Here is a 21,804-nt window from a genome sequence, read left to right on the forward strand (position 1 = left end):
AGTTAGCACTCCTCGATAGCAAAGCAGCGAGCAGGAGCACCATCACCATCTTTAAGCTTTAAAGGCGCGACGATAAGGGTAAATTCATTAGTATTAATTGAGCTGAGGTTAACAAGGTACTCTACGATTACTACACCTGCGCCTAGTAAAATCTTGTGATTTGGAGCATCTTTCTCAGCCCCTCGGCCATTTAAAGGGTTGTCAGGTTGAGGTGTATCAAGGGCGATTAGTTTGCAACCATTATCGACTAGCCACTGGCAAGCTGACTCAGAGAAAAAAGCATGATCTGTATAATATTCATTTGTATTTAACTGCAAATCCCAGTCAAACCTGCAAACAAGTCTTTCTGGGCATTGATTATCTAACGCTTGTGTTAATTCGCTCTCAGTAATCTCATGTTTATTAGGTAGGTGAGTAAAATTTAAAAGGGTCGCTTTACCATTTAATTGCTCGAGAGAGATTTGTTCAACTGTAGAACCCCCCTTGATAAAATGTCTTGGTGCATCGATATGAGTACCAGTATGAGTACCTAGTACTATTTTTCTTGTCTCTCTATTTTCAATACCATGTCGACCTAGTTGAGTTGATTCATAAAAAGGGTGCCAATGGGCTGCAAAAGTCTGCATTCCTTCTTCTAAAAGCATCGATAAATCTATAATTTTCATCTTTTTATCTCTATTAATTCTACAGGTATACCTGATGGGCTCTTTAAAAAAATAATGTTCAATAATTTGTTGTTTACAGATAACTCAAAAGCTTTAGTCATAATTTTATCAATAAATAAAGGGCTATCTGTATAGTAGTTCAACTTTTTGACTAGGAAAGCTAGGGACGTTGCACCTAAAGAATCTAGCTGTAGTTCTGAATCATTCAACTCAGACTCTCGAATTTTTAAAGTTACAGACCAAGCTTTGCTCAACCTTGTTAAGGTTAATTCATTATTGTTTTGTTTAAACCCAAGTTCTTTCCAAAAATTTATCTCATCAAAAAGTAAACTACTGGGTAGGCTGATATTTATGTGTTTGTCTTCCAAGCTTAGTCTTTCGGCTAGATCTTTGTTATCACTAAAGTGATTTATCAGCTCAATAGAGTTTAACTGCGCGTGTTTAAGATAGTATATATCATGAGTAGGACTGTGAGTTTTAAGTAAGGTTTTTTTGTGCGCAGAGTTACTTATATTTAAGGCTGAAAAATCTAATTCATAACCTAGTTGTAAGTATTCCATTAAATTATAACGAGGGTTATTAGAGTTTATAGTTAAATGTGAAAAGCCAATTATCATACCAATAACTTCTCCAGCTCACTTTTAATTACTTTGCCAGTGATAGTTCGGGGAAAGCTATTCGTTAATATAAACTTTTCTGGCACCATTTCTTTTGGAATTTCCTTCTCAAGAATATTTTTCAAGTTATCTAGACAAAAACCTTTCTCAGCAATAACAAATATAATCGGCACTTCCCCCCAAAATTCATGCTTAGACTTAATTACGGCACATTCGATTACCTTATCTTGTCTCATAACGGCTTCTTCAATAAGTCTTGGACTTATATTAACCCCACCTTTGATAATAATATCTTTCCGTCTTCCCGTAATATTGAGTTTACCTAAATTAGAAGAACCCAGATCACCTGTCGTCTTGCTAGAAAAGTGAGCATTTAAATATCCAAGAGCTTCCCAGGGAACATTTGCGAGTATCTCTTTGTCATGGGAAAATTCAACAGCAACGCCTGGTAGTAAAGAACCTACATTTTGGCCCTGACATTCATTAATGGTTTGGCTACTAATGAATAGTTGCTCGCTTGTCCCATAGCTTTCCAGAATATATGTTTTGCATTTTTTGAGGAAAGCATTTTTTGCCGCTTCTGGAAGTGGTGCTGTTCCAATAAAAATAGTTGGTTGTTTCTTTTCTAAGGCATCTAGAGAACTTTGTTCTCTTAAAAGTTTAGTTGCAAGAATAAGCATAGATGGGCTTAACCATAGACAATTTGCTTTCGTATTGATTAAGACATTAAATAGGTCAGTTGCATTTTTTGCTGAAAATGCATCTGTGAGAGTAACACTCCCTCCAGCAACTAAAGGGCATAAGAAAGTATTTAAAATACCAGCCATATAATGGTGAGGCATTGCACTTAGCATATTAATATTCCCATCTAGGTTATGATGGGAAATAAATGCCTTGCTACAGCTTATGAGGTTGTCTAGAGAGTGACAAACAGCCTTTGGTTGGCCAGTCGTACCTGAAGTAAAAGTTATTAGTGCTGTTGAAGTCAGAAAATTGTTATTTTTCGCAGAGTACTTAGTTTTGATAATCTTTTTGTCAGTAATAACGAGTGTAGGCTGAATAATGTTCAACAGTTTTTCATTATAATTGTGATTTAAGTCAGCTTGAATAGGGCAAGCAATTATTTCAAGTTCAAAACAAGCGAGCAGGTTATAATAAAAATCTAAAGGAGAGCTAAGTTGAATAGCTACAACGCTACCTTTATTTAAATGGTATGATTTTAGGTTGTTAGCATATTCAGTGACTTTATTATTGAGCGCATTATATGAAATGGAGCGCCCATTATTATATACTGCAATTCTATCGGACTGTTTTAAGTGCTTTAGTATCATAATACAGCTTGCTCATTGATATGGTAGTTCTTATAAACAGGCTTCCAAGGTTTTCCTGTTTTGCTGTTGGCTAATTTTTTTGCATGCTTTTCAACCATTTCTGAGCTTGCATTTATAAGATCTTCTGAGCATACAGAGACTATGAGTAATCTTGGGTCGACATTATATTCATTTGCAGCTTCATAAATTAGGGGCATGTAACTAGAGTGAAACAACGACATACCAGATATTGTGTCAATTGAGGTTATTCCTTGTTTTTCGATGAGCGGCTTAATTAAGTCTTCGCCAATGTCCATTACCTTAAGTGGATCAATATTTCCTTCTAGTCCCATTCGTGCTAAGCACCCAAGGAATTGCTCTGTTGGAGTATTACCTGCACTTCTACCAAAGCCTTGCAATGAGGTATCTATTATTGTTGCTCCAGCTTCAATTGCAGCCAGAGCATTACCAACCCCTAATCCAAGGTTGTTATGACCATGAAAACCTACCTTAGCCTGACTATTCTCAGAAATAATAGCTTGAATGTACCCTTGTACCTCCTTTGGTAGCATTCCCCCTGCAGAATCAACAACATAAACAGCTTCAGCCCCCATATCAAACGCCACCTTAGCTGATTTGGATAATAACTCTGGTCGTACTGCGTATGATTTCATGAAGTTTATGTAAGGTGTTATCCCATATTGTAAAGCTTTATCTAAAAAAGGCTGACATTTTGAAAGGCCTTCAATAGTACAACCTATTCTTACAAAGTCCATATCGTAATTTTTAGCGAGGTTTAAATGATTAAGCTCTGCAATGCCAGGAATTGCGAACATGCCCCATTTTCCTGCTTGTATAGCTCCAGACGCTGCTTGCATATAGACCTCATCACTTTCTGCAGCAATGCCTATTTTTTTCTCTGTTGCGCCTAAGCCAACACCATGGCCAACTTCTATGAGTTCAAATCCTGAACTATCCAAAGCACTACAAATTGTTTGCGTATTTTTCTTAGAGAATTGAAAGTCAATTTCGTAGCTTCCATCTCTTAAAGTACACTCAAGTATTGTTGGTTTTTGCATTTGGGGTGCCTAAATATTTTAATGTCACATTGTAACCCTAGCATACTTTGTACCACTGTAAGCCTAAACTAAAACAGTTTTAAGCAATCAATTAAAATGAGATTGTATGCGTAATTGTTAAGGGGCAATTTTGCGTTGAAATATAAGGCATTATAGTGCTAGTTTAAAGTTGTTTTTTTATAGGGATGAGATGATGTCATATAATAAAGAAAACGCGTGGAACAAGATTTACGCTTCAAATTCTAAAATAGCTTACCCGCCAGAGGCATTAATTCGAATAATGCTAGGTACCTTTCCTGAATTAGGCTTTTTTGATAAAAACTATAAAGATAAGAAAATATTAGACGTTGGTTATGGAGATGGACGAAATTTTCCATTATTTGATCGTTTAGGCTTGATATGCCACGGTGTCGAAATTACAGAAGAGATTGTTAGTAATACGCTTAATCAACCAGCTTTGGAAAACTTAAATTTAAATTTAGCTGTCGGCACGTGTGAAAATTTACCGTACGACAATGAAGTGTTCGACTATCTTGTAACTTGGAACAGTAGCTATTACATGAAGCCTGCGAACTATAGCTATTTACGACATGTTACTGAGCTAATGAGGGTAGTTAAAAGTGGTGGTTATTTTATCGCATCAGTTCCTTCGCCTTCATCCTTCATATATGACTCATGTAAGTCACTCGAAGATGGTTATGTAGAAATTAAAAATGATTATTTTAATGTGAGAAATGGCCAAGTAATGAAACAATTTGAAGATAAAAGTGACTTTACTAGATATTTTGAGCAATTTTGTTCTGAAGTTTCTTGTGCTGAAATAAAGATGGATTGGTTTGGGCTTGCTTATGACTGGTATGTATTTGTAGGAAAGAAGCGTTAAATTTTTGAGCTCTAGTTTAATTGAAAGCTAGAGCTCTGAGGCTGAAAGCTATTTATTTTTAGTTAATAAGCCAGATTGCTGTAAGGAGTTTATTAGTGGTATTAATTTTAAAGCATTTTCATTAATTTTATCTGCAATATCTATTAAGTCCCTAGAGCCATCGGCATAAGCTAAAAGATTAGTCATTCTTCTAACATCTGAATAGTCTTGCTGCATATCACTTGTGTTTGGGTATAGGCCTCTTTTACCAAGCTGTGGCTCACACTGTGTAGTGACTTTATACACCCAATTATACTCGAGAATTTCGATTGCAGATAATAATGCACGATAAGAGCCTGCCAAGCCATTTGGAGAGATGAGAGATAAGTTGTCTAAAGATGTATGATACTCTGGGAATGTACCATATTTTGACCGCATAATAGAGCATACAGGAAGGTCTACACCTGGTGAGCAAAACTGCCTTTCATCACTGCCTCTTTCTAAGAAGCTATAATGGGTATACTTTTCTGTATGATGTTTTAAAGTATGTATAGCAACTTTGTCTGCAAGGCTATTCTCTTGTCTGGAATTTAGGTATGAGTAATCACGCTCATCACCAACACAGGTGACAATAAATCCAGCATTTAAATTTTGTTTTAAATGCTCAAGATGCTTTGATATATAGGCTATAGAGCCAATTGTCTCAGGTAAGAAAAGAATTCGATAAGTGTATTCTCGTTCTTTCATTTTTTTTATTGCTTCGGCTAATGCAATAGTTACAACAGGGCCAGATAGTTCGTTGTTAGCCATAGATGGGTGGCATATATAAGTTGACAATAAAACTTCTTTTGAACTTTTACCTGGAAAAACAATTTCGCCATAATTTAACTCCCCATCAAACAACTTAGACTTGATGACGACCTTGTAATTACCTTCTCGTAACTTAGTTCTTTGATTATGGGTCAAGCAAAAACCCCAATTTTCTTTATAATAAGAAGTGACATAAGGTATTGCGTCAGGCATTGAGGGGATACTAAATAAATGCTTTTGAAGTGCATCCAGTGACAGTATCTTTTCTTGGGGGGTTGAATACCCCATTAAGTGTAAATTACACTCTTTGAAGTGGCATATTTTTTCGCCGCTAGGTGTAATAATGTAAGCGTCTTCGATAAACCACTCTTTCGGAACTGTCCAATCAAATGCTCGAGTGCCAGATGCAATACTGCCAATATTTAGTTCGGGGATAATATCTTTTAAATACGATAATGTTTGTCTTACACCTGGACCAGATAAGCTCCGATTTATGGGAAATAGCTCCTTAGCCCGTGCATACATTAATTGACCTGTGGCGTCTAGATTCATTTTTAATTCCCTTTTTTGTCAGTTGCATCTATTAAACTAAACGAGAGCGCTGTGCCACGCTCAATTGCTTGGCAAGCTGAACTACCAATTACATTCTTTATATATTTTGGTGCAAGTCCAAATCCAGGACGAATGATTTTTACGTCTTCCTCAGAAATTACTTGTCCTGGTGCAATATCTTTTACTGCGTAAATAGAGCGTCTGAACTTTTTATTAGGTGACTCTTCATTTGTGGTCGAGACATCACCAGAACCTAGTGATGCCCAGGTTTGATTGCAGGAGTTAATCAACTCATTTAACTCACTAGGTTCAATTGAAAAAGAGCTATCAGGCCCACCTAGATTGCGATCTAAAATAAAGTGCTTTTCAATAACTCTTGCTCCTAATGCTATGCTTGTATTTGCAGCAGCTGAGCCGATTGAATGATCAGATAACCCAGTCAGAAGATTGAAATGATTTTGCAAAGTTAGGATAGACTTTAAATTCATTTTTTCAATAGGGGTGGGGTAAGCGCTTATGCAATGAAGTATTATTATCTTATGATTATCTTGCTTTTTGATTGTTTCTACAGCTTCTTCTACTTCATCTAAAGTTGCTAAACCCGTCGAAATAATAATTGGTTTACCGGTTTGGGCAATTCGCTTAATGAGCGGAATATCAGTAATCTCGAATGAAGCGACTTTGTATGCAGGACAATCAAGAGATTCAAGTAAATCGACAGCAGTATTATCAAACGGGGTACTAAATAAGGTAATCCCTATTTCTTTAGCATAATTAAAAAGTGCTTTATGCCAATTAAAAGGAGTATGTGCCTTTTCGTATAATCCATATAAATTTTCACCATCCCATAAACCGCCTTCAATTAAAAAATCGTTTTTGTCACAATCAATAGTCATTGTGTCAGGTGTATATGACTGGATTTTGACGGCACTTGCACCTGCTTGTTTGGCAGCAAGTATAGTATCAAGAGCAGTTTGTAGAGAGCCGTTATGATTAGCTGAAACTTCAGCAATGATATAGGGCTCACTTGAGTCACTAATAATTTTATTATCAATAATCACTTCATTCTTCATTAATAAGCTCTTTTTTGTTCTTCAATACGAATAAATCAGCTTCAACTTTTGTAAATCCAGCCTTGGTAAAGAGGTTTTGTGAGGCTTTATTTGCAGTTGATACTGTCGCGTAAACTGTTTTAAGCAAAAATTGTTCCGGAATTGACTTTATTGCGTTTAATGCAATGTTTTGATTCTGGAATTTCTCATCGACTAAAATTGAGATCTCGTACCCATCTAAATACTCATCAAGCCTTAACATACCGACAGAGAGCTTGTCTAAATGTGTTGAACTGCGAATAATATATATGTGCTTTGCATTCGATTTGAGGGCTGCTTTCATCCATTCTTGATGTTCTGACCACGAGATAGGGTTCGGGTTTCTTGAAAACTGCCTAATGACGGGGTTTGATTGCCATTTAAAGACAGTTTTAATATCCTGAGTTGTGGCTTTTTTTAAAAATATGTTTGCAACCCCAACTTTTCTAATTAGATTAGCGACGCCCTTACCATCGCATATTTGTAAGGCTTTTTTTGACATTCCTTCTAGCAGAGAGGGGGTTTGCGAAAGCATCATAAACGCACTTTCAAAAGCCGAAAAAGTCATGTCCTTAACGTGACCAAGATATAAGTGAGCACCATACTCATCGAGTTGGCGAGCAATTTCATTTTGGTTATCTGCTAAAGTCACTGTCAAAGAGGGTAACCCTAGCGCGCACCTTTCCCAACTTGATGTGCCGCAGGCACCAATTGCAAGATCTGCCTCGTAGTATACAACTCCAACATTCATACAATCTTCTTTTAAAGTTATGTAAGGCAGCTTTTTTATGCTTTCTTTTAAGCTGTTCAGCTCATTAGCTTGAGAGCTTAATAGTATTGTGACTGAAAAAGATAAATTATAAGACTCTCTCAGTGTGGCTAAAAATTCTACAAGTATATTTGTGCTGCCAGCGTGGTTCATTGCACCTAACGCGAGCACTATCTTGCGGGGGCTTTCTATAGAACGCTTTGAAGGTCGTTTTGAATTTCGTATCGTGTAAAATTCTTGCCGCAAAAGGGCATAGGGTGAACCGAGTAAAAAAGTTGTTTTTTGGGATACGAAATCATAGTAAGCGGCTTCGGTGCGATTAAAAGTCTGATCTAATAAGAAGTCTATGTCGCCATGTTTTCTGTTTGCTAAGTCATCAATTACAAGCAACTTTTTACATTTCTCTCGAATGCTTGACTCCCACTCATCGGCAAGTGAATAATGGTCTACACATAATAAATCAACTTTAGCCTCAAGCTGGCTTTTTAAGTATATAGCGTCTTCAGATTGAGTTTGTAAAACAGGGAGAGGGATGTATTTAATTCCCGAGTCTTGTAACCTATCTTTATACTTTTTTGGCAGTAAAGAACACGCAAATACGATAGACAAGTTACTTGTTTTATGAGTTGCTTGCATGCCTTTGGCAATAGCAAAACACCTTTCAAAGTGTCCGGCACCGATTTGTTTATTGGCATCTAATCTAAATAAAATCTTCATTTCATCATGAACTTTGAGTTAAGTATTAACGCTTTGTTCTAGCTCGAGCGAGTACTTGAGGCCTTCATTTCTTTCATACTTAGCATTTAAAAGTTTGAGCTTCGGGTTTGCATCTAGAAACTCAATTGCTTGCAGGTAATCAAAGTCAGCATCCTTGTTATAAAGAGCTTCAAATACGGCGGTGATGACACTTAAATCTTCTTGTTCATCAACTGTGAGTCTATAAGCAGAGGAATCAATCTCATTTTCTAGTAAGCCGAGCTTGAATTGTTCACTGTGGGTTCTGACGAATAAAGTTACATGCTCTTTATCAGATGGCTTGAGCTGTTGAAACTCAATTGATTGTAATACATCAGCTTTAATTATTTCTGTATCTAGGCCATGAGGGAAAGAAGGAGTGTCACAATTATTTGTATAATCGTTCTTATTATTTAAGTGAAGTTGAATGACTTGATCAATTATTCGGTGATCGATTAATGGGCAGTCTGCTGTTATCCGCACAACATGTTCACAAGGGTGTTTTTTAAGGGCAGAAGTAAATCTATTCAGCACATTATTTAAACTTCCACGAAATAGCGCAACATTTTCTTTGCGGCAGAAATCTGCTATTTCATTGTCAGTTTCCTCCTCGCTTGTGAGAATGACTATATTATCAATGTGCTGACATCTACGAAGCCTTTCTAGTAATAAGCTCAACATAGGTCGATTTAAAATAGGCTTTAAAACCTTACCAGGTAATCTTCTGGAGTTCATTCTTGCTTGGACAAATGCATTTATTGTCATTGTATTAAGTGCCTTAAAGCTGCGGCTTTTAATAAGTTCTTTAAATACTATCGGTTGTATTAAGCACTTTCTTTAATGAGCTAATAACCTTATTTTGTTGCTCTTCGGTCATCTGGGGGTAAAGCGGCAGCGTGATAGCTTGTTCATAATACTGTTCAGCATAATCGCAATACGTTTCAGAAAACCCTAATTTTTTATAAAAAGGTTGTTTATAAATAGGTATATAGTGTACATGCGCAAAAATACCTTCTTTACGCAATAGCTCTACAATATGCTTCTTGGGCACGCAACAAGATTTATCTATAAGAATAATAAACAAGTGATAGGAAGATAAAACGGCATCAGATACTTCTAAAGGGGTAACGGGTAGATCTATCAGCTTATCTATATATTTCTTAGCTTGAAGATTTCGCTTCAAGACAAAATCATCAAGTTTGCTGAGTTGAGTGATCCCGATGGCGGCATGTAAATCACTCATTCTGTAATTAAAACCTAGCATTTGCTGTTGATAATACCAAGGTCCATGACTCGATTCAGTGAACTCTTTAACATCACTGGTGACGCCATGACTTCTAAGTTTTTTCATTACATTAGCAAGGGCATTGTTATTAGTTAAAGCTATGCCCCCTTCCGCAGAAGTAATTATCTTGACCGGATGAAAACTAAAAATACAAATATCAGAGTATTGGCAACTGCCTATCTTATTATTCTGATATTCAGCGCCAATAGCATGAGAAGCATCTTCAATAATTTTAATATCGTATTTATTTGCGAGTTTTGAGATGGTTTCCATATCGCAGGGCTGGCCCGAGAAGTGAACAGGAATAATAACTTTAGGTAGACAATTATTAATATTAGCTATCTTTAGTTTTTGCTCTAAAGCCGAAGTACATAAATTTCCATTTCTTGGATTAATATCGACGAAATCAATTTGTGCACCACAATAAAGAGCGCAGTTTGATGAAGCAACAAATGAATTGGGCGAAGTCCACACAATATCACCTTCACCTACTCCAAGAGCTAAACAGGCTATGTGTAATGCCGAAGTAGCACTATTTACTGCTACAGCATATTTGGCGTTACAATATTCAGCTACTTTTCCTTCAAACTGCGGCACTCTAGGACCTTGTGTTAAGTAATCTGAATTTAGTACTTCAACTACAGCGTTAATATCATCTTGATCTATATGTTGTTTGCCATAGGGGATCATTGAATCGCCTTACGATTAAACTCTTTTATTTCTTCAAGTGTTAAATACTCAGGGTTGTCTAAAGAGTTATATTCATAGCCTGGCGCAACTTTTGTTCCTTTTTCATCTAGAGCATTTGTATCGAAGGCATTTGTTCGGCTACTGAATTTAATCCCTGGTGCAATGACAAAGTGGTCGTCAAATTCAAAGGTATCAAAACTAAGATCCGATGGGCACATTACTTCATGTAGTTTTTCTCCTGGACGAATACCTATGATTTTTTGTGGTATATTTGGTGCCATCGCAGTCGCTAAATCGGCAATTTTGATAGATGGGATCTTTGGAACGAATATTTCTCCACCTAGCATACGTTCAAAGTTTTTAAGGACAAAGTCAACGCCCTGCTGAAGGCTAATCCAAAAACGCGTCATCTCATCATGTGTGATTGGAATATGATCTTTTCCCTCGTCAATAAATTTTTGAAACACAGGAACAACAGAACCTCTAGAGCAAACGACATTCCCGTATCTAACAACAGAAAAAGTAGTTTTATGCCCACCAGCTATATTGTTGGCTGCGACAAAAAGCTTATCTGAGGCGAGTTTAGTTGCGCCATATAAATTGATTGGGTTTGCGGCTTTGTCAGTAGAAAGCGCAATAACTTTATGTACGTTGGCATCTAGTGCTGCTTCAATGACATTTTCAGCACCATTGATATTGGTTTTAATACATTCCATCGGATTGTACTCTGCTGCAGGGACTTGTTTTAAAGCCGCTGCATGAATGACATAATCAACACCACGCATAGCCCTTTTTAGGCGGTCTTTGTCTCTAACGTCACCAATAAAATAGCGCATACAAGGCGAATTGTACTCTTGTTGCATTTCAAACTGTTTTAGCTCATCTCTAGAGAAAATAATAATTTTCTTAGGGTTATAGCGCTCAAGCAGAGTTTTAACGTACTTTTTGCCAAATGAGCCTGTTCCGCCCGTAATTAAAATGGTTTTGTTATCGAACATATCTATCCACCGAAAGGTGCAAATTTTACTTTACACCTATAGAATAAGGTATTAGGTGAAAACTTAAAAAGTTCGCCTAAAAAAAGCTATTACTCAATACTTTATATTACCTTTCATCAAATTGCAGCTTTTGCGCAATAGCAATTGGCTAATTTAGTATAGAAAGGTGACTTTTCAACCGATTCTGCATAATATTTATTGCGCGATAACACCTAAGATGGGGAGGAGTTATGCAAATCAATTCACCGAGTGCAGGTTTTTTTAACAAAACCGAGCAAACAGCCAATAAGCTTAATCAACAGTTGGCAACAGGCAAAAAAGTCAATTCAGCTGCTGACGATGCCGCTGCATTACAAATCATTAATCGGCTTACCTCACAGCAAGAAGGTTATAGCCAATCAGTAAGAAATGCTTACGATGGTATTTCCCTTTCTCAAACTGCTGATTCAGCACTATCTGGGGTAGGTGATGCTGTCTCGCGTATTAGAGAGTTATCTATTCAAGCGGGTAGTGGAGCACTCACTGATTCAGATAGACAAGCGCTTCAAGATGAAGTGAGTCAACTTCAGACTCAAATAACAGAAACCTTTGAAAATACGACATTTGGTGGTAAAGCCATTTTCAATGGTGAAGACACGAGTTTTCAAGTGGGGCCAGATGCAAATACTACGCAAAGTGTTAATGCGTCGGATGGCAGTTTTGCTAGTGCTATTCTAAGTGTAGATATCTCTACTCAAGCTGGGGCTCAAGCTGCTATTACTGCTGCGGATGATGTATCAGAAAGTCTTAATAGTCAGCGAGCTGAATTTGGTGCATTTGAGAATACCTTAAGTAGTACGATTCGTAGCCTAGGTACACAGCAATCAAATATAGCGCAAAGCCAAAGCCGTATTCAAGATACGGATTTTGCGCAGGCAGCATCGCAACAAATTGCCAATGATATTTTATCTCAAGCATCGATTGCTTTACGAGGCCAGGCGAATCAATCTGCCTCTTCTGTTTTAGGCCTTCTTTAACTCATTGATGTACATATCAATACAAAAGTATTGATATACCTCATACTTAGTGGCATTTTTTTGGCGATAGAGTCAAAAACTTGCCACTTAGGTATTGCATCCCTGACATACTCCCTTACAATCTTTTATTAAGTCACATTGATAGAAGCATTGGACTCCTTAAATGGTTTTAATCTTAGATAACAATAATAATCGCGCGAATGGTTTATCAGCTGCTCTTAACTTTGTAGGGCAACCTGCGCAAATGGTTTCTGAAAGTGATTTTCAGAAAGAGATGTCTAAGACTAAAGATGCCATAGTCGTCCTCGGTGCCCTTGCAGAGCTTGATCACGAACAAGTCATTAAAGCCTCTCCTGCGACTCCATTTTTGTTAATAGGCGAAACGCTCAAACCACTTTTAGATCTCGCTAACGTCATTGGTTTAATCTCAGAGCCATTTATTCATGATGTAACCATGCAATTGTTGCATGATGCTCAGCAATACCTTCGAATGCTACCTAACAAAGCTGATGCGACAGCGGGCAAGAGTTTCGATGGTTTAGTGGGTGAAACTGAGGCGGTTAAGCAAGTTCGCTTTTTAATTTCACAAGTTGCGAAAACTGATGCCAATGTATTGATTTTAGGTGAATCAGGCACAGGTAAAGAAGTCGTTGCACGAAATGTTCATCTTTTATCCAAAAGAAACTCAGGGCCATTTGTGCCGGTGAACTGTGGAGCCATTCCTGGTGACTTATTAGAGAGTGAATTATTTGGTCATGAGAAAGGCGCTTTTACAGGGGCGATTTCAGCACGAAAAGGCCGCTTTGAACTCGCTCAAGGTGGTACCTTATTTCTAGACGAAATTGGTGATATGCCATTGCAAATGCAGGTAAAATTGCTTCGAGTGTTGCAAGAGCGTAGTTATGAGCGAGTGGGCGGTACAAAAGCAATTCAGGCTGATGTTCGAATCATCGCAGCGACTCACAGAAATTTAGAAACCATGATAGAAGGTGGCAAGTTTCGTGAAGACTTATTTTACCGTTTAAATGTTTTCCCAATCGAAAATCCTTCTTTGCATGAGCGCGCAGATGATATTCCACTGCTATTAAATGAGCTTATGCGCCGCGTGCATGAGCAAAGTGGTAGCACAGCTAAGTTTACAGAGCGTGCAATTGAGAGTCTTAAAGCCCACCCTTGGCCTGGTAATATTCGAGAGTTGGCTAACCTTGTTGAGCGTATGGTGATTATGTTTCCTGAAAAGGTGGTCGATGTCACTGACTTGCCGACTAAGTATCGTCATATTGAAGTTGAGGCGTTTGAACCAGAGTACCCTGAAGAATTGCTTGAGAAGGATGCATTTAACGAATTATTTAGTAGTGGCTTTAGCGACTATGATGAAGAGTCGGTTGAGTTTGACTCTGGGTTCGATGACTCTGCAAATCAGTTTGGCCTGTTGCCAGATGAAGGTATTGAATTAAAAGAGTACTTGGCTGAATTAGAAGTGAGTTTAATTACGCAAGCTTTAGAGCGAAACGACTACGTGGTGGCCCGTGCAGCGGAAATACTAGGTGTACGTCGTACAACGCTCGTAGAAAAAATGAAAAAATATAATTTAAATAAAGACTAAACCAACTACCCATAGATATTGGTAACTGAGCCAGTGAATTATAGTAAAAAGCGCGTTCAATACGCGCTTTCTTATTTTCTTAAATCTTCTGTCTTTTACCTAAGTTCTTTTGCAAAGTCTTTATCGCAGCATAGATCAATGATTTCTTGCTTTCGAAAGCAGGCATTATCGTGATCGTTGACCATACCACAAGCCTGCATATGGGCATAAACGGTGGTTGGGCCTAAAAACTTAAATCCACGTTTCTTTAAATCTTTTGCAAATTTTTCACTGATCTCGCTGGTGGCTGGGTAATCTTCTCGGCTATGTATTTGATTCACGATCGGCTTATTGTTAACAAACTGCCATTGGTATTTCGCGAAGCTACCAAACTCTTGCTGTATCTTTATAAATGCCTTGGCATTGTTGATAGTCGCGGCAATTTTTAATTTATTGCGAACTATGCTTGGATCAGCCATTAAACTTTCTATATCTTCACCTGTCATAGCTGCAACTTTATTGACGTCAAAATTCTTAAAAGCAGCTCTGTAGCCATCGCGCTTTTTTAAAATAGTGTACCAACTCAGTCCTGCTTGCGCTGATTCAAGGGTGATAAACTCGAAAAGTTTTTGGTCGTCAAATACTGGGATACCCCATTCTTCATCGTGATAAGCAACGTAATCTGGTTTTGTTTCGTCTAGCCAAAGGCAGCGTGTGCACATTTTTTGTATCTCTGTTGGTTGATATCAATCCTCAATAATACTTAATCATTTTGAGGGGCTAAAACTGACGCTAGCTTTGTTGAAAATTTCTCATTTAGAACAACTAAATAGCAAAATTTTCGCCTTGCTATCGACAAATTTTACTTACCTCAAAATAGATAACTTAATTAAGAGGATTGGTATGAGTATAAAAAGAGTATATATAAGGCTGTATAAAAAAACAGTGTCAAAAATGTAACACTTAATAAATTGAGTTTTAAAGTCAGGTTAACCATTGAAAATAATAGCTTTTTAATTTTGGCACATAACCTGCTTTGTTGGGTTAGTTTAAAGTTTTGAGATTAACGTTATGGCACTAGCACAATTAGCCCAGACATCACATTTATCTCCAGTAACGCCTCTAAGTCGTCGACCTGATTTAGAGTTTAACCCATGTTTACTGCAGGAGGCTTATGTGGGGGAATTAAGCGACTTACGCCAACAAGCAAGTTGGTTAAGTCATCTAGTTGATACTATGCCTGCTGGCGTTGTGGTACTCGATGGTCAAGGTATGATTGCCAAAGCAAATCAAATTGCCATTGATATGTTGGGCGAGCCGCTAGAAGGTGAGAAATGGTTTAATATCATTCAGCGCTCTTTTAGCCCACAACAAGACGATGGACACGAAGTGTCATTGCGAGACGGTCGTTTGATCAAGCTTGATATTACTGCACTTGCACCAGAGCCGGGTCAATTAATTCTAATGACCGACCTAACAGAAACCCGTCGTTTACAGAAACGTATGGCGCACATGCAGCGTTTGAGCTCTCTAGGTAAAATGGTTGCATCGTTAGCGCACCAAGTTAGAACGCCACTTTCGGCAGCTATGCTGTATGCAGCTAATTTAGGTAGTAATAAAGTGCCTGAAGCATCTCGTTCACGCTTTCATGAAAAACTGATGTCTAGATTGAAAGATCTCGAATCGCAAGTAAACGATATGTTGCTGTTTGCAAAAAGCGGTGAGCAGCAAGTGATCGAAAAAGTGTCTATGCAGCAACTGCTTAGTGAAGTGAAAGCGGGTGCAGATGCCATGGTGGCGATGAATAGTAGTGAGCTTGAAGTAAATTTACCAGAACCAGACATTGAGATTTTAGGTAATAAAACAGCGCTCGCCAGTGCCATCCAAAACTTAATTCACAACAGTATTCAAGTGATTGGCAAACATGCCCACATCACATTAAGTGCAGCGCGTGATGAAGAGTCAGACAGAGTCAGAATTTCAGTGTCTGACAATGGCCCTGGTATCGATTTAGCGCTGTCAGAAAAAATATTTGAACCTTTCTTTACCACAAAAAGCCAAGGCACAGGCCTAGGTTTAGCGGTTGTTAGCTCAGTGGCTAACTCACACAAAGGTAAAGTAGAAGTCACCAATAATGAACACGGCGGGGCATGTTTTAGTTTATTACTGCCAATTTCATTCAGTACAAAGCAATTGGAGGTTGTATGAGTCATTCAATTTTAGTTGTTGAAGATGATGCAGGATTAAGAGAAGCATTAATCGATACACTTCAACTTTCAGGTTTTGATACGGTTGAGGCGAGCTCTGCCGAAGAAGCGGTGATGCTTTTGAAAAAGCAAACCTTCTCGATTGTGGTCAGCGATGTACAAATGGGCGCAATGAGTGGTTTGGATTTACTTAAAACCATTAAGCTTAACTACCCAGATTTGCCTGTGCTGATGATGACGGCTTATGCAACTATTGACGATGCAGTAGAGGCCATGCGTTTAGGTGCTATTGATTACATGGCAAAACCGTTCGCGCCAGAAGTACTTCTGAATATGGTTAGTCGTTATATGCCGGCAAAAGAAAAAGAAACAGAGGGCCCTGTGGTTGCTGATCCACAAAGTCTGCAATTACTTGAACTTGCCAATAAAGTCGCTAAATCTGATGCAAGCGTTATGGTGCTAGGGCCAAGTGGTTCGGGTAAAGAAGTATTGGCTCGATTCATTCACGATAAATCAGAGCGCAAAGATGAAGCCTTTGTAGCCATCAATTGTGCGGCTATTCCTGAAAATATGCTTGAAGCTACTTTGTTTGGGTATGAAAAAGGTGCGTTCACAGGTGCTATTCAAGCATGTCCGGGTAAATTCGAACAAGCACAAAAAGGCACCATTTTATTGGATGAAATCACCGAAATGGATTTAGGTTTACAAGCAAAGCTACTTCGCGTGTTGCAAGAGCGAGAAGTTGAGCGACTTGGTGGCAGAAAAACCATCGACTTAGACGTCAGAGTTTTGGCGACCAGTAACCGTGAACTTAAAGAAGCGGTGGCTGAAGGTAAGTTCAGAGAAGATTTATATTACCGCTTGAATGTTTTTCCTCTGATGTGGCTGCCACTGAATGAGCGCCCAGGTGATATCGTAGTGTTAGCTGAGCACTTGTTAGTAAGACATACCAGCAAAGCAGGTAAGCCAGCAGTGCAATTAAGTGATAGTGCAAAGCAAAAGTTATTATCACATTCTTGGCCTGGTAATGTCAGAGAGCTTGATAATGTGGTTCAACGTGCTTTGATCTTGCAGCAAGGCGATACTGTACATGGTGAAGATATTTTTATTGAAAATTACCAACCAAACTTAGTAACTACAAGAGCAACGAATATGGAAGTGGCGCCACAGATCAATGTGGAGCAACAGTCGCGACATGTTGAGCCTGAAATCAGCGACATAGAAAATTATGATGCTGCAAATTATAAAGCGACTTTACAAGATAAAGAGCATCAAATTATTTTAGATACGCTTCATAAGTGTAATGGTAAGCGTAAAGACGTTGCAGAGGTACTGGGTATGAGCCCAAGAACTTTACGTTATAAGTTGGCAAAAATGCGTGATATGGGGATCTCATTACCAGCATAACTTTTCTTCTCTATAAGAGGTCAAAATCTTGGCCTCTTTATTATACCTTGCCTCAAAATAGATCGCTTAATTAAGAGAGTTGGTATTATTGTCAAAAAGTCGACTCACATTATATTAACTTAACACACTGAAAATAAAGGGGTAATTTGTGGCACACTTTGTGCTTTTACAAGTTATATGTTTTTATTGGAGTGGGTGTTATGAAAATCCAACCAAACTCTCTTTATCAAGAAATGCAGTCTCTAGCAGTAGAGGCAACGAGAAATACCATTAAAACCAATGAAGTTGCAGTGCAAAAAACCGCGGCGACTTCTTCAGCGCAATTTGGCGATTTGCTGTCAGACGCAATCAATACGGTAAATGGTTTACAAAAAGATGCTAAATCAAAAGTAACGGCACTAGAGATGGGTGATAGAAGTGTTTCACTTGCCGAAGTCATGATAGCATCACAAAAATCATCAGTGGCTTTCGAAGCAACGGTACAAGTGAGAAATAAACTTGTAGAATCTTATAAAGAAATCATGAATATGCCAGTTTAATCTGGGTAGTGGAGTAGCACCGTGGCAACGAATCAATCAACCGATCTGACTTTAACCGATGGCACTGCTGGCGCTGGCTCTGAAGAGCAGCAAGAGCAAAAGTCGGGATATTTGAGCGCATTAAGTGGCGTTGATATGCTTCGCCAGGTGACTATTATCATTGCTTTAGCTATTTGTTTGGCAATAGCAATTGCGATTATCATTTGGGCACGCCAACCTGATATGCGCCCACTGGGCCAGTACCCAACCGAAGAGTTAGTCCAGACTCTAGACTTTCTAGATGCTCAAAAAATTGATTATGAGCTGGAAGGCAACACCATCATGGTTGCCGAAACCGATTACCAAACCATAAAACTACAAATGGCCCGTGATGGTTTCACACAAGCGCCAAGCTCTGGCACAGATATTCTGATGCAAGACATGGGCTTTGGTGTGAGTCAGCGCCTAGAGCGTGAGCGCCTCAAGCATAGTCGAGAACAGCAATTAGCTCGTACCATAGAAGAGCTGCAAGATATCAACCGTGCCAAAGTTTTGTTGGCTATTCCCAAAGAAAATGTATTTGCGCGTCGCGAGAAAAAGCCGTCAGCTACCGTGGTTATTACTCTAAAGCGTGGCAGAACGCTTGGCGGTGAAGAAGTTGATTCGATTGTAGATATCGTGGCTTCAGCAGTGCAAGGTTTAGAACCAGCTCGTGTTACCGTCACAGATCAAAACGGTCGTTTGTTAAATTCAGGTTCGCAAGACTCTCTGGCTGCACGCTCGCGTAAAGAGTACGAAATTGAACGTAAGCGTGAACAAGAATATTTAGAAAAAATTGATAGCATCCTTATTCCTGTTGTTGGCCTCGGTAAGTATACCGCACAAGTAGATTTAACTATGGACTTTAGCGCAGTTGAAGAAACACAGAAACGCTATAATCCAGACTTACCTGCTGTACGCAGCGAAACGACTTTCGAAGAAAGCAACATCGGTGGTATTACCGCAGGTATTCCTGGCGCGCTATCGAACCAACCACCAGTTAATTCAAATATTCCTGAGATTGCAGGTGGCGCTAACGGTCAAGGGTCATCGCCTTCTCGTTCACAAAAAGAAGCCACTCGTAACTATGAATTAGATACAACTATTAGCCACAAGCGTCAGCAAACAGGGGTTATTCGTCGCATCAGCGTGTCTGTGGCAGTGGATTATCTGCCAAAAGCAGATGAAGAAGGCAATATGACAATGGCACCACGTAGCCAAGAGGAGTTGATGAATATTCGTCGTCTACTTCAAGGCGGTGTGGGCTTTGATATGCAACGTGGTGATGCGCTAGAAGTCGTAACTGTCCCGTTTGTTCGTGAAGATATCATTGAGCAAGCTGATCTGCCTCTGTGGGAACAAGATTGGTTTATGAAAACAATCCGTCTTGCGCTTGGTGCATTGGTTATTATCGTGCTTATTCTAGCGGTTGTTCGTCCGATGCTGAAACGCCTGATTGACCCAGATGACACACTAGAAGACTTTGATGAAGATGCGTTAACAACCGGCGTAGACTTAGGTGATAGCACATTAGATATGCTGAACAATGAGTTTGATTCATCAGCAGTTGGCTTCTCATCAGATGGTACTTTACAATTACCAGACTTACACGGCGACGAAGACTTACTGAAAGCAGTAAGAGCGCTTGTAGCCAATGAACCAGAATTATCATCACAAGTTGTGAAAGCGTGGTTAACGGAAGATGAGTAACGAAGAAGAACAAAAACAGCTCCCAGCAGCTTTTGATGTTGAGAAACTCGATGGGGTTGATAAAGCCGCCATCTTATTACTGAGCTTAACTGAAGAAGATGCTGCACAAATTTTAAAACATCTTGAGCCAAAACAAGTGCAGAAGGTCGGTATGGCTATGGCAGCCTTAGACGATCTTTCACAAGCTAAGATCAGTGCGGTTCATAACCTATTTATTGAGCAGATCCAAAGCTTCAGTACCATAGGTTTCCAATCTGAAGACTTTATTAAAAAAGCACTTACGGCTGCACTTGGTGAAGATAAAGCGGCAAGCCTAATTGACCAAATTGTCATGGGTTCTGGAGCGAAAGGTCTAGACTCATTGAAATGGATGGACTCAAAGCAAGTTGCCAATATTATTCGTAACGAGCACCCGCAGATCCAAACCATCGTATTAAGTTATTTAGAGCCAGAACAGTCCGCCGAAATTTTGTCGCAATTCCCTGAAAAAGTCCGCCTAGATTTGACTATGCGTATTGCGAACTTAGAAGAAGTTCAGCCAGCCGCACTACAAGAGCTAAACGAGATTATGGAGAAACAGTTCGCAGGTCAAGCCGGTGCGCAAGCTGCGAAAATGGGCGGCTTAAAAGCGGCAGCAGATATCATGAACTACCTAGACACCAATGTTGAAGGTCAGTTAATGGATTCAATCCGTGAGCATGACGAAGAGATGTCACAGCAAATTCAAGATCTGATGTTTGTATTTGAGAACCTGATGGATGTTGAGGATCGTGGTATTCAAGCTATTCTGCGTGAAGTACAACAAGATGTATTGATGAAAGCAATCAAAGGTACTGACGATGCACTAAAAGACAAGATCTTAGCTAATATGTCTAAACGTGCAGCTGAGATGATGGCGGATGACCTTGAAGCAATGCCACCAGTGCGTATCAGTGAAGTAGAAGCAGCACAGAAAGAAATCTTATCTACAGCTCGTCGTCTTGCAGATTCAGGTGAGATTATGCTGGGAGGTGGTGGCGGTGAAGAGTTCTTATAATCGATGAGTGATAAAAAGTTTTATAAAGGCAGGCCGGTTGAAGGCGAAGCCATTGATGAATTGCTAAAAAGCTGGCCAATTCCGGATGTCAGCGAAGATCCGACCAAGTTCTCAGGCCGTTCTACGGCATTTGGGCAACCGCTTGAGCAAGTTTATCAAAATCAGCAGCATACGCATGAAGATGAACCAGAAACGCAAGAGCCAGAAGAGTTTCCTACACTGACGCTTGAAGAGCTTGAGCAGATCCGTCAAGACGCTTATGAAGAAGGCATCAAGCAAGGTCACGAACAAGGTTATATCGAAGGATTCGATAAAGGTGTTACAGAAGGAAAAGAAGCCGGTTACAAAGAAGGCCTAGAAATAGGCAAAGAGCAAGGATTGAACGATGCCAAGCCATTAATTGAAGAGAAGTTGCAGTACTTAGGTCAGTTAATTGAAGGTATGACTGCGCCTTTAAATAAGGTCGATGAAACGGTAGAGAAGCAACTTGTTCACCTTGCCAAATTATTGGCGGAGCAAGTGGTGTTTAAAGAGTTGCAAACTCATCCTGAGCTTATTTTAGTGGCGCTGAAAAAAGCTATTGATGCTTTACCTATGGGAGATCAAGCGGTCAAAATTCACTTGAATCCAGAAGACCTAAATTTAGTAGAAGAAGCCTATGGCGTTGAGCACCTTCAACAACAGCACTGGCAACTGGTGGCTGAACCAACACTAGACAGAGGCGGTTGTGAGGTAAAAACAGCCCAGTCTTCGATAGATATGACACTTAAAACACGATTAACCGAAATTATGGAGAAGTTTTTGCATGATAGTGGTATCTAAT

Annotated in this window: 20 protein-coding genes; 9 read left to right on the forward strand and 11 right to left on the reverse strand. The window is 39.1% G+C overall.

The features are described from left to right. Positions 1-2: 2 nt before the first annotated feature. From ACXAC4_RS04275 to ACXAC4_RS04290, 4 genes are read right to left on the reverse strand one after another with little or no spacing between them, the layout of a single operon-like run. Complete coding sequence (locus ACXAC4_RS04275; RefSeq protein ID WP_475159264.1) at positions 3-665, reverse strand: cyclase family protein; 663 nt, start codon at positions 663-665, stop codon at positions 3-5. Continuing rightward, positions 662-1,282, reverse strand: a complete 621-nt coding sequence (locus tag ACXAC4_RS04280) for a hypothetical protein (protein ID WP_475159267.1) — start codon at positions 1,280-1,282, stop codon at positions 662-664. Before ACXAC4_RS04280 ends, ACXAC4_RS04275 begins: the two co-directional genes overlap by 4 nt. Next, positions 1,279-2,613: a class I adenylate-forming enzyme family protein gene (locus ACXAC4_RS04285; RefSeq protein WP_475159270.1), complete on the reverse strand. Its 1,335-nt coding sequence runs from the start codon at positions 2,611-2,613 to the stop codon at positions 1,279-1,281. Before ACXAC4_RS04285 ends, ACXAC4_RS04280 begins: the two co-directional genes overlap by 4 nt. Beyond that, positions 2,610-3,671 (reverse strand): beta/alpha barrel domain-containing protein, encoded by a 1,062-nt coding sequence (locus tag ACXAC4_RS04290; protein ID WP_475159272.1) that lies wholly within the window; start codon positions 3,669-3,671, stop codon positions 2,610-2,612. Before ACXAC4_RS04290 ends, ACXAC4_RS04285 begins: the two co-directional genes overlap by 4 nt. Positions 3,672-3,861: 190 nt before the next feature. On the opposite strand from ACXAC4_RS04290, the gene ACXAC4_RS04295 reads away from it, so the two are divergent. After that, on the forward strand, positions 3,862-4,554 hold the full coding sequence (locus ACXAC4_RS04295; protein ID WP_475159273.1) for a class I SAM-dependent methyltransferase: 693 nt from the start codon (positions 3,862-3,864) through the stop codon (positions 4,552-4,554). Between the two features lie 48 nt (positions 4,555-4,602). On the opposite strand, the gene ACXAC4_RS04300 is transcribed toward ACXAC4_RS04295, so the two are convergent. From ACXAC4_RS04300 to pseB, 6 genes are read right to left on the reverse strand one after another with little or no spacing between them, the layout of a single operon-like run. Further along, entirely contained in the window at positions 4,603-5,895 is a 1,293-nt protein-coding gene (locus ACXAC4_RS04300; RefSeq protein ID WP_475159275.1) for a DUF4910 domain-containing protein, read from the reverse strand. A 2-nt stretch (positions 5,896-5,897) separates the two neighbouring features. After that, complete coding sequence (pseI, locus tag ACXAC4_RS04305) at positions 5,898-6,968, reverse strand: pseudaminic acid synthase (protein ID WP_475159278.1); 1,071 nt, start codon at positions 6,966-6,968, stop codon at positions 5,898-5,900. After that, positions 6,958-8,472: a UDP-2,4-diacetamido-2,4,6-trideoxy-beta-L-altropyranose hydrolase gene (gene pseG, locus ACXAC4_RS04310; protein WP_475159280.1), complete on the reverse strand. Its 1,515-nt coding sequence runs from the start codon at positions 8,470-8,472 to the stop codon at positions 6,958-6,960. Before pseG ends, pseI begins: the two co-directional genes overlap by 11 nt. An 18-nt stretch (positions 8,473-8,490) precedes the next feature. Then, positions 8,491-9,255, reverse strand: a complete 765-nt coding sequence (locus tag ACXAC4_RS04315) for a cytidylyltransferase domain-containing protein (RefSeq protein WP_475159282.1) — start codon at positions 9,253-9,255, stop codon at positions 8,491-8,493. Positions 9,256-9,295: 40 nt separating this feature from the next. Further along, positions 9,296-10,465 carry a UDP-4-amino-4,6-dideoxy-N-acetyl-beta-L-altrosamine transaminase gene (gene pseC / locus ACXAC4_RS04320; protein ID WP_475159284.1) on the reverse strand — a complete coding sequence of 390 codons (1,170 nt, stop codon included), beginning with the start codon at positions 10,463-10,465 and terminating at the stop codon, positions 9,296-9,298. After that, positions 10,462-11,463, reverse strand: coding sequence for a UDP-N-acetylglucosamine 4,6-dehydratase (inverting) (pseB, locus tag ACXAC4_RS04325; protein ID WP_475159285.1), 1,002 nt, complete (start codon positions 11,461-11,463; stop codon positions 10,462-10,464). The genes pseC and pseB overlap by 4 nt, the downstream gene beginning before the upstream one ends. A gap of 230 nt (positions 11,464-11,693) precedes the next feature. Here pseB and ACXAC4_RS04330 point away from each other — a divergent pair, with 230 nt between their 5' ends. Next, a complete protein-coding gene (locus tag ACXAC4_RS04330) occupies positions 11,694-12,479 on the forward strand; it encodes a flagellin N-terminal helical domain-containing protein (RefSeq protein ID WP_475159287.1) in 786 nt (261 codons plus the stop codon). 163 nt (positions 12,480-12,642) lie between these two features. Further along, positions 12,643-14,085 (forward strand): sigma-54 dependent transcriptional regulator, encoded by a 1,443-nt coding sequence (locus ACXAC4_RS04335; protein WP_349287155.1) that lies wholly within the window; start codon positions 12,643-12,645, stop codon positions 14,083-14,085. A gap of 95 nt (positions 14,086-14,180) precedes the next feature. On the opposite strand, the gene ACXAC4_RS04340 is transcribed toward ACXAC4_RS04335, so the two are convergent. Beyond that, the gene (locus ACXAC4_RS04340) at positions 14,181-14,786 is read right to left on the reverse strand and encodes a DNA-3-methyladenine glycosylase I (protein ID WP_475159289.1); all 606 of its coding nucleotides are present in this window, start codon (positions 14,784-14,786) and stop codon (positions 14,181-14,183) included. Between the two features lie 349 nt (positions 14,787-15,135). Here ACXAC4_RS04340 and ACXAC4_RS04345 point away from each other — a divergent pair, with 349 nt between their 5' ends. The 6 genes from ACXAC4_RS04345 to fliH all read left to right on the forward strand — a co-directional run bounded on the left by ACXAC4_RS04345 (position 15,136) and on the right by fliH (position 21,803). Beyond that, positions 15,136-16,272 carry a sensor histidine kinase gene (locus tag ACXAC4_RS04345; protein ID WP_475159291.1) on the forward strand — a complete coding sequence of 379 codons (1,137 nt, stop codon included), beginning with the start codon at positions 15,136-15,138 and terminating at the stop codon, positions 16,270-16,272. Next, entirely contained in the window at positions 16,269-17,678 is a 1,410-nt protein-coding gene (locus tag ACXAC4_RS04350; protein WP_475159292.1) for a sigma-54-dependent transcriptional regulator, read from the forward strand. The genes ACXAC4_RS04345 and ACXAC4_RS04350 overlap by 4 nt, the downstream gene beginning before the upstream one ends. A gap of 200 nt (positions 17,679-17,878) precedes the next feature. After that, the gene (gene fliE / locus ACXAC4_RS04355; protein ID WP_058029194.1) at positions 17,879-18,217 is read left to right on the forward strand and encodes a flagellar hook-basal body complex protein FliE; all 339 of its coding nucleotides are present in this window, start codon (positions 17,879-17,881) and stop codon (positions 18,215-18,217) included. A gap of 21 nt (positions 18,218-18,238) precedes the next feature. Further along, the gene (gene fliF / locus ACXAC4_RS04360) at positions 18,239-19,945 is read left to right on the forward strand and encodes a flagellar basal-body MS-ring/collar protein FliF (protein ID WP_349287159.1); all 1,707 of its coding nucleotides are present in this window, start codon (positions 18,239-18,241) and stop codon (positions 19,943-19,945) included. Next, entirely contained in the window at positions 19,938-20,981 is a 1,044-nt protein-coding gene (gene fliG, locus ACXAC4_RS04365; RefSeq protein WP_058029196.1) for a flagellar motor switch protein FliG, read from the forward strand. Before fliF ends, fliG begins: the two co-directional genes overlap by 8 nt. Before the next feature lie 3 nt (positions 20,982-20,984). Beyond that, positions 20,985-21,803 (forward strand): flagellar assembly protein FliH, encoded by an 819-nt coding sequence (fliH, locus tag ACXAC4_RS04370; RefSeq protein ID WP_475159296.1) that lies wholly within the window; start codon positions 20,985-20,987, stop codon positions 21,801-21,803. The last annotated feature ends 1 nt before the right edge of the window (position 21,804 follow it).

It is taken from the genome of Pseudoalteromonas sp. AWM4_233 (assembly GCF_056158285.1).

What these genes read in the sequence shown, in the direction of transcription:
- ACXAC4_RS04275 (WP_475159264.1), bottom strand. Translation starts at nt 665, where the DNA reads ATGAAAATTATAGATTTATCGATGCTTTTAGAAGAAGGAATGCAGACT.
- ACXAC4_RS04280 (WP_475159267.1), bottom strand. Translation starts at nt 1,282, where the DNA reads ATGATAATTGGCTTTTCACATTTAACTATAAACTCTAATAACCCTCGT.
- ACXAC4_RS04285 (WP_475159270.1), bottom strand. Translation starts at nt 2,613, where the DNA reads ATGATACTAAAGCACTTAAAACAGTCCGATAGAATTGCAGTATATAAT.
- ACXAC4_RS04290 (WP_475159272.1), bottom strand. Translation starts at nt 3,671, where the DNA reads ATGCAAAAACCAACAATACTTGAGTGTACTTTAAGAGATGGAAGCTAC.
- ACXAC4_RS04295 (WP_475159273.1), top strand. Translation starts at nt 3,862, where the DNA reads ATGATGTCATATAATAAAGAAAACGCGTGGAACAAGATTTACGCTTCA.
- ACXAC4_RS04300 (WP_475159275.1), bottom strand. Translation starts at nt 5,895, where the DNA reads ATGAATCTAGACGCCACAGGTCAATTAATGTATGCACGGGCTAAGGAG.
- pseI (WP_475159278.1), bottom strand. Translation starts at nt 6,968, where the DNA reads ATGAAGAATGAAGTGATTATTGATAATAAAATTATTAGTGACTCAAGT.
- pseG (WP_475159280.1), bottom strand. Translation starts at nt 8,472, where the DNA reads ATGAAGATTTTATTTAGATTAGATGCCAATAAACAAATCGGTGCCGGA.
- ACXAC4_RS04315 (WP_475159282.1), bottom strand. Translation starts at nt 9,255, where the DNA reads ATGACAATAAATGCATTTGTCCAAGCAAGAATGAACTCCAGAAGATTA.
- pseC (WP_475159284.1), bottom strand. Translation starts at nt 10,465, where the DNA reads ATGATCCCCTATGGCAAACAACATATAGATCAAGATGATATTAACGCT.
- pseB (WP_475159285.1), bottom strand. Translation starts at nt 11,463, where the DNA reads ATGTTCGATAACAAAACCATTTTAATTACGGGCGGAACAGGCTCATTT.
- ACXAC4_RS04330 (WP_475159287.1), top strand. Translation starts at nt 11,694, where the DNA reads ATGCAAATCAATTCACCGAGTGCAGGTTTTTTTAACAAAACCGAGCAA.
- ACXAC4_RS04335 (WP_349287155.1), top strand. Translation starts at nt 12,643, where the DNA reads ATGGTTTTAATCTTAGATAACAATAATAATCGCGCGAATGGTTTATCA.
- ACXAC4_RS04340 (WP_475159289.1), bottom strand. Translation starts at nt 14,786, where the DNA reads ATGTGCACACGCTGCCTTTGGCTAGACGAAACAAAACCAGATTACGTT.
- ACXAC4_RS04345 (WP_475159291.1), top strand. Translation starts at nt 15,136, where the DNA reads ATGGCACTAGCACAATTAGCCCAGACATCACATTTATCTCCAGTAACG.
- ACXAC4_RS04350 (WP_475159292.1), top strand. Translation starts at nt 16,269, where the DNA reads ATGAGTCATTCAATTTTAGTTGTTGAAGATGATGCAGGATTAAGAGAA.
- fliE (WP_058029194.1), top strand. Translation starts at nt 17,879, where the DNA reads ATGAAAATCCAACCAAACTCTCTTTATCAAGAAATGCAGTCTCTAGCA.
- fliG (WP_058029196.1), top strand. Translation starts at nt 19,938, where the DNA reads ATGAGTAACGAAGAAGAACAAAAACAGCTCCCAGCAGCTTTTGATGTT.
- fliH (WP_475159296.1), top strand. Translation starts at nt 20,985, where the DNA reads ATGAGTGATAAAAAGTTTTATAAAGGCAGGCCGGTTGAAGGCGAAGCC.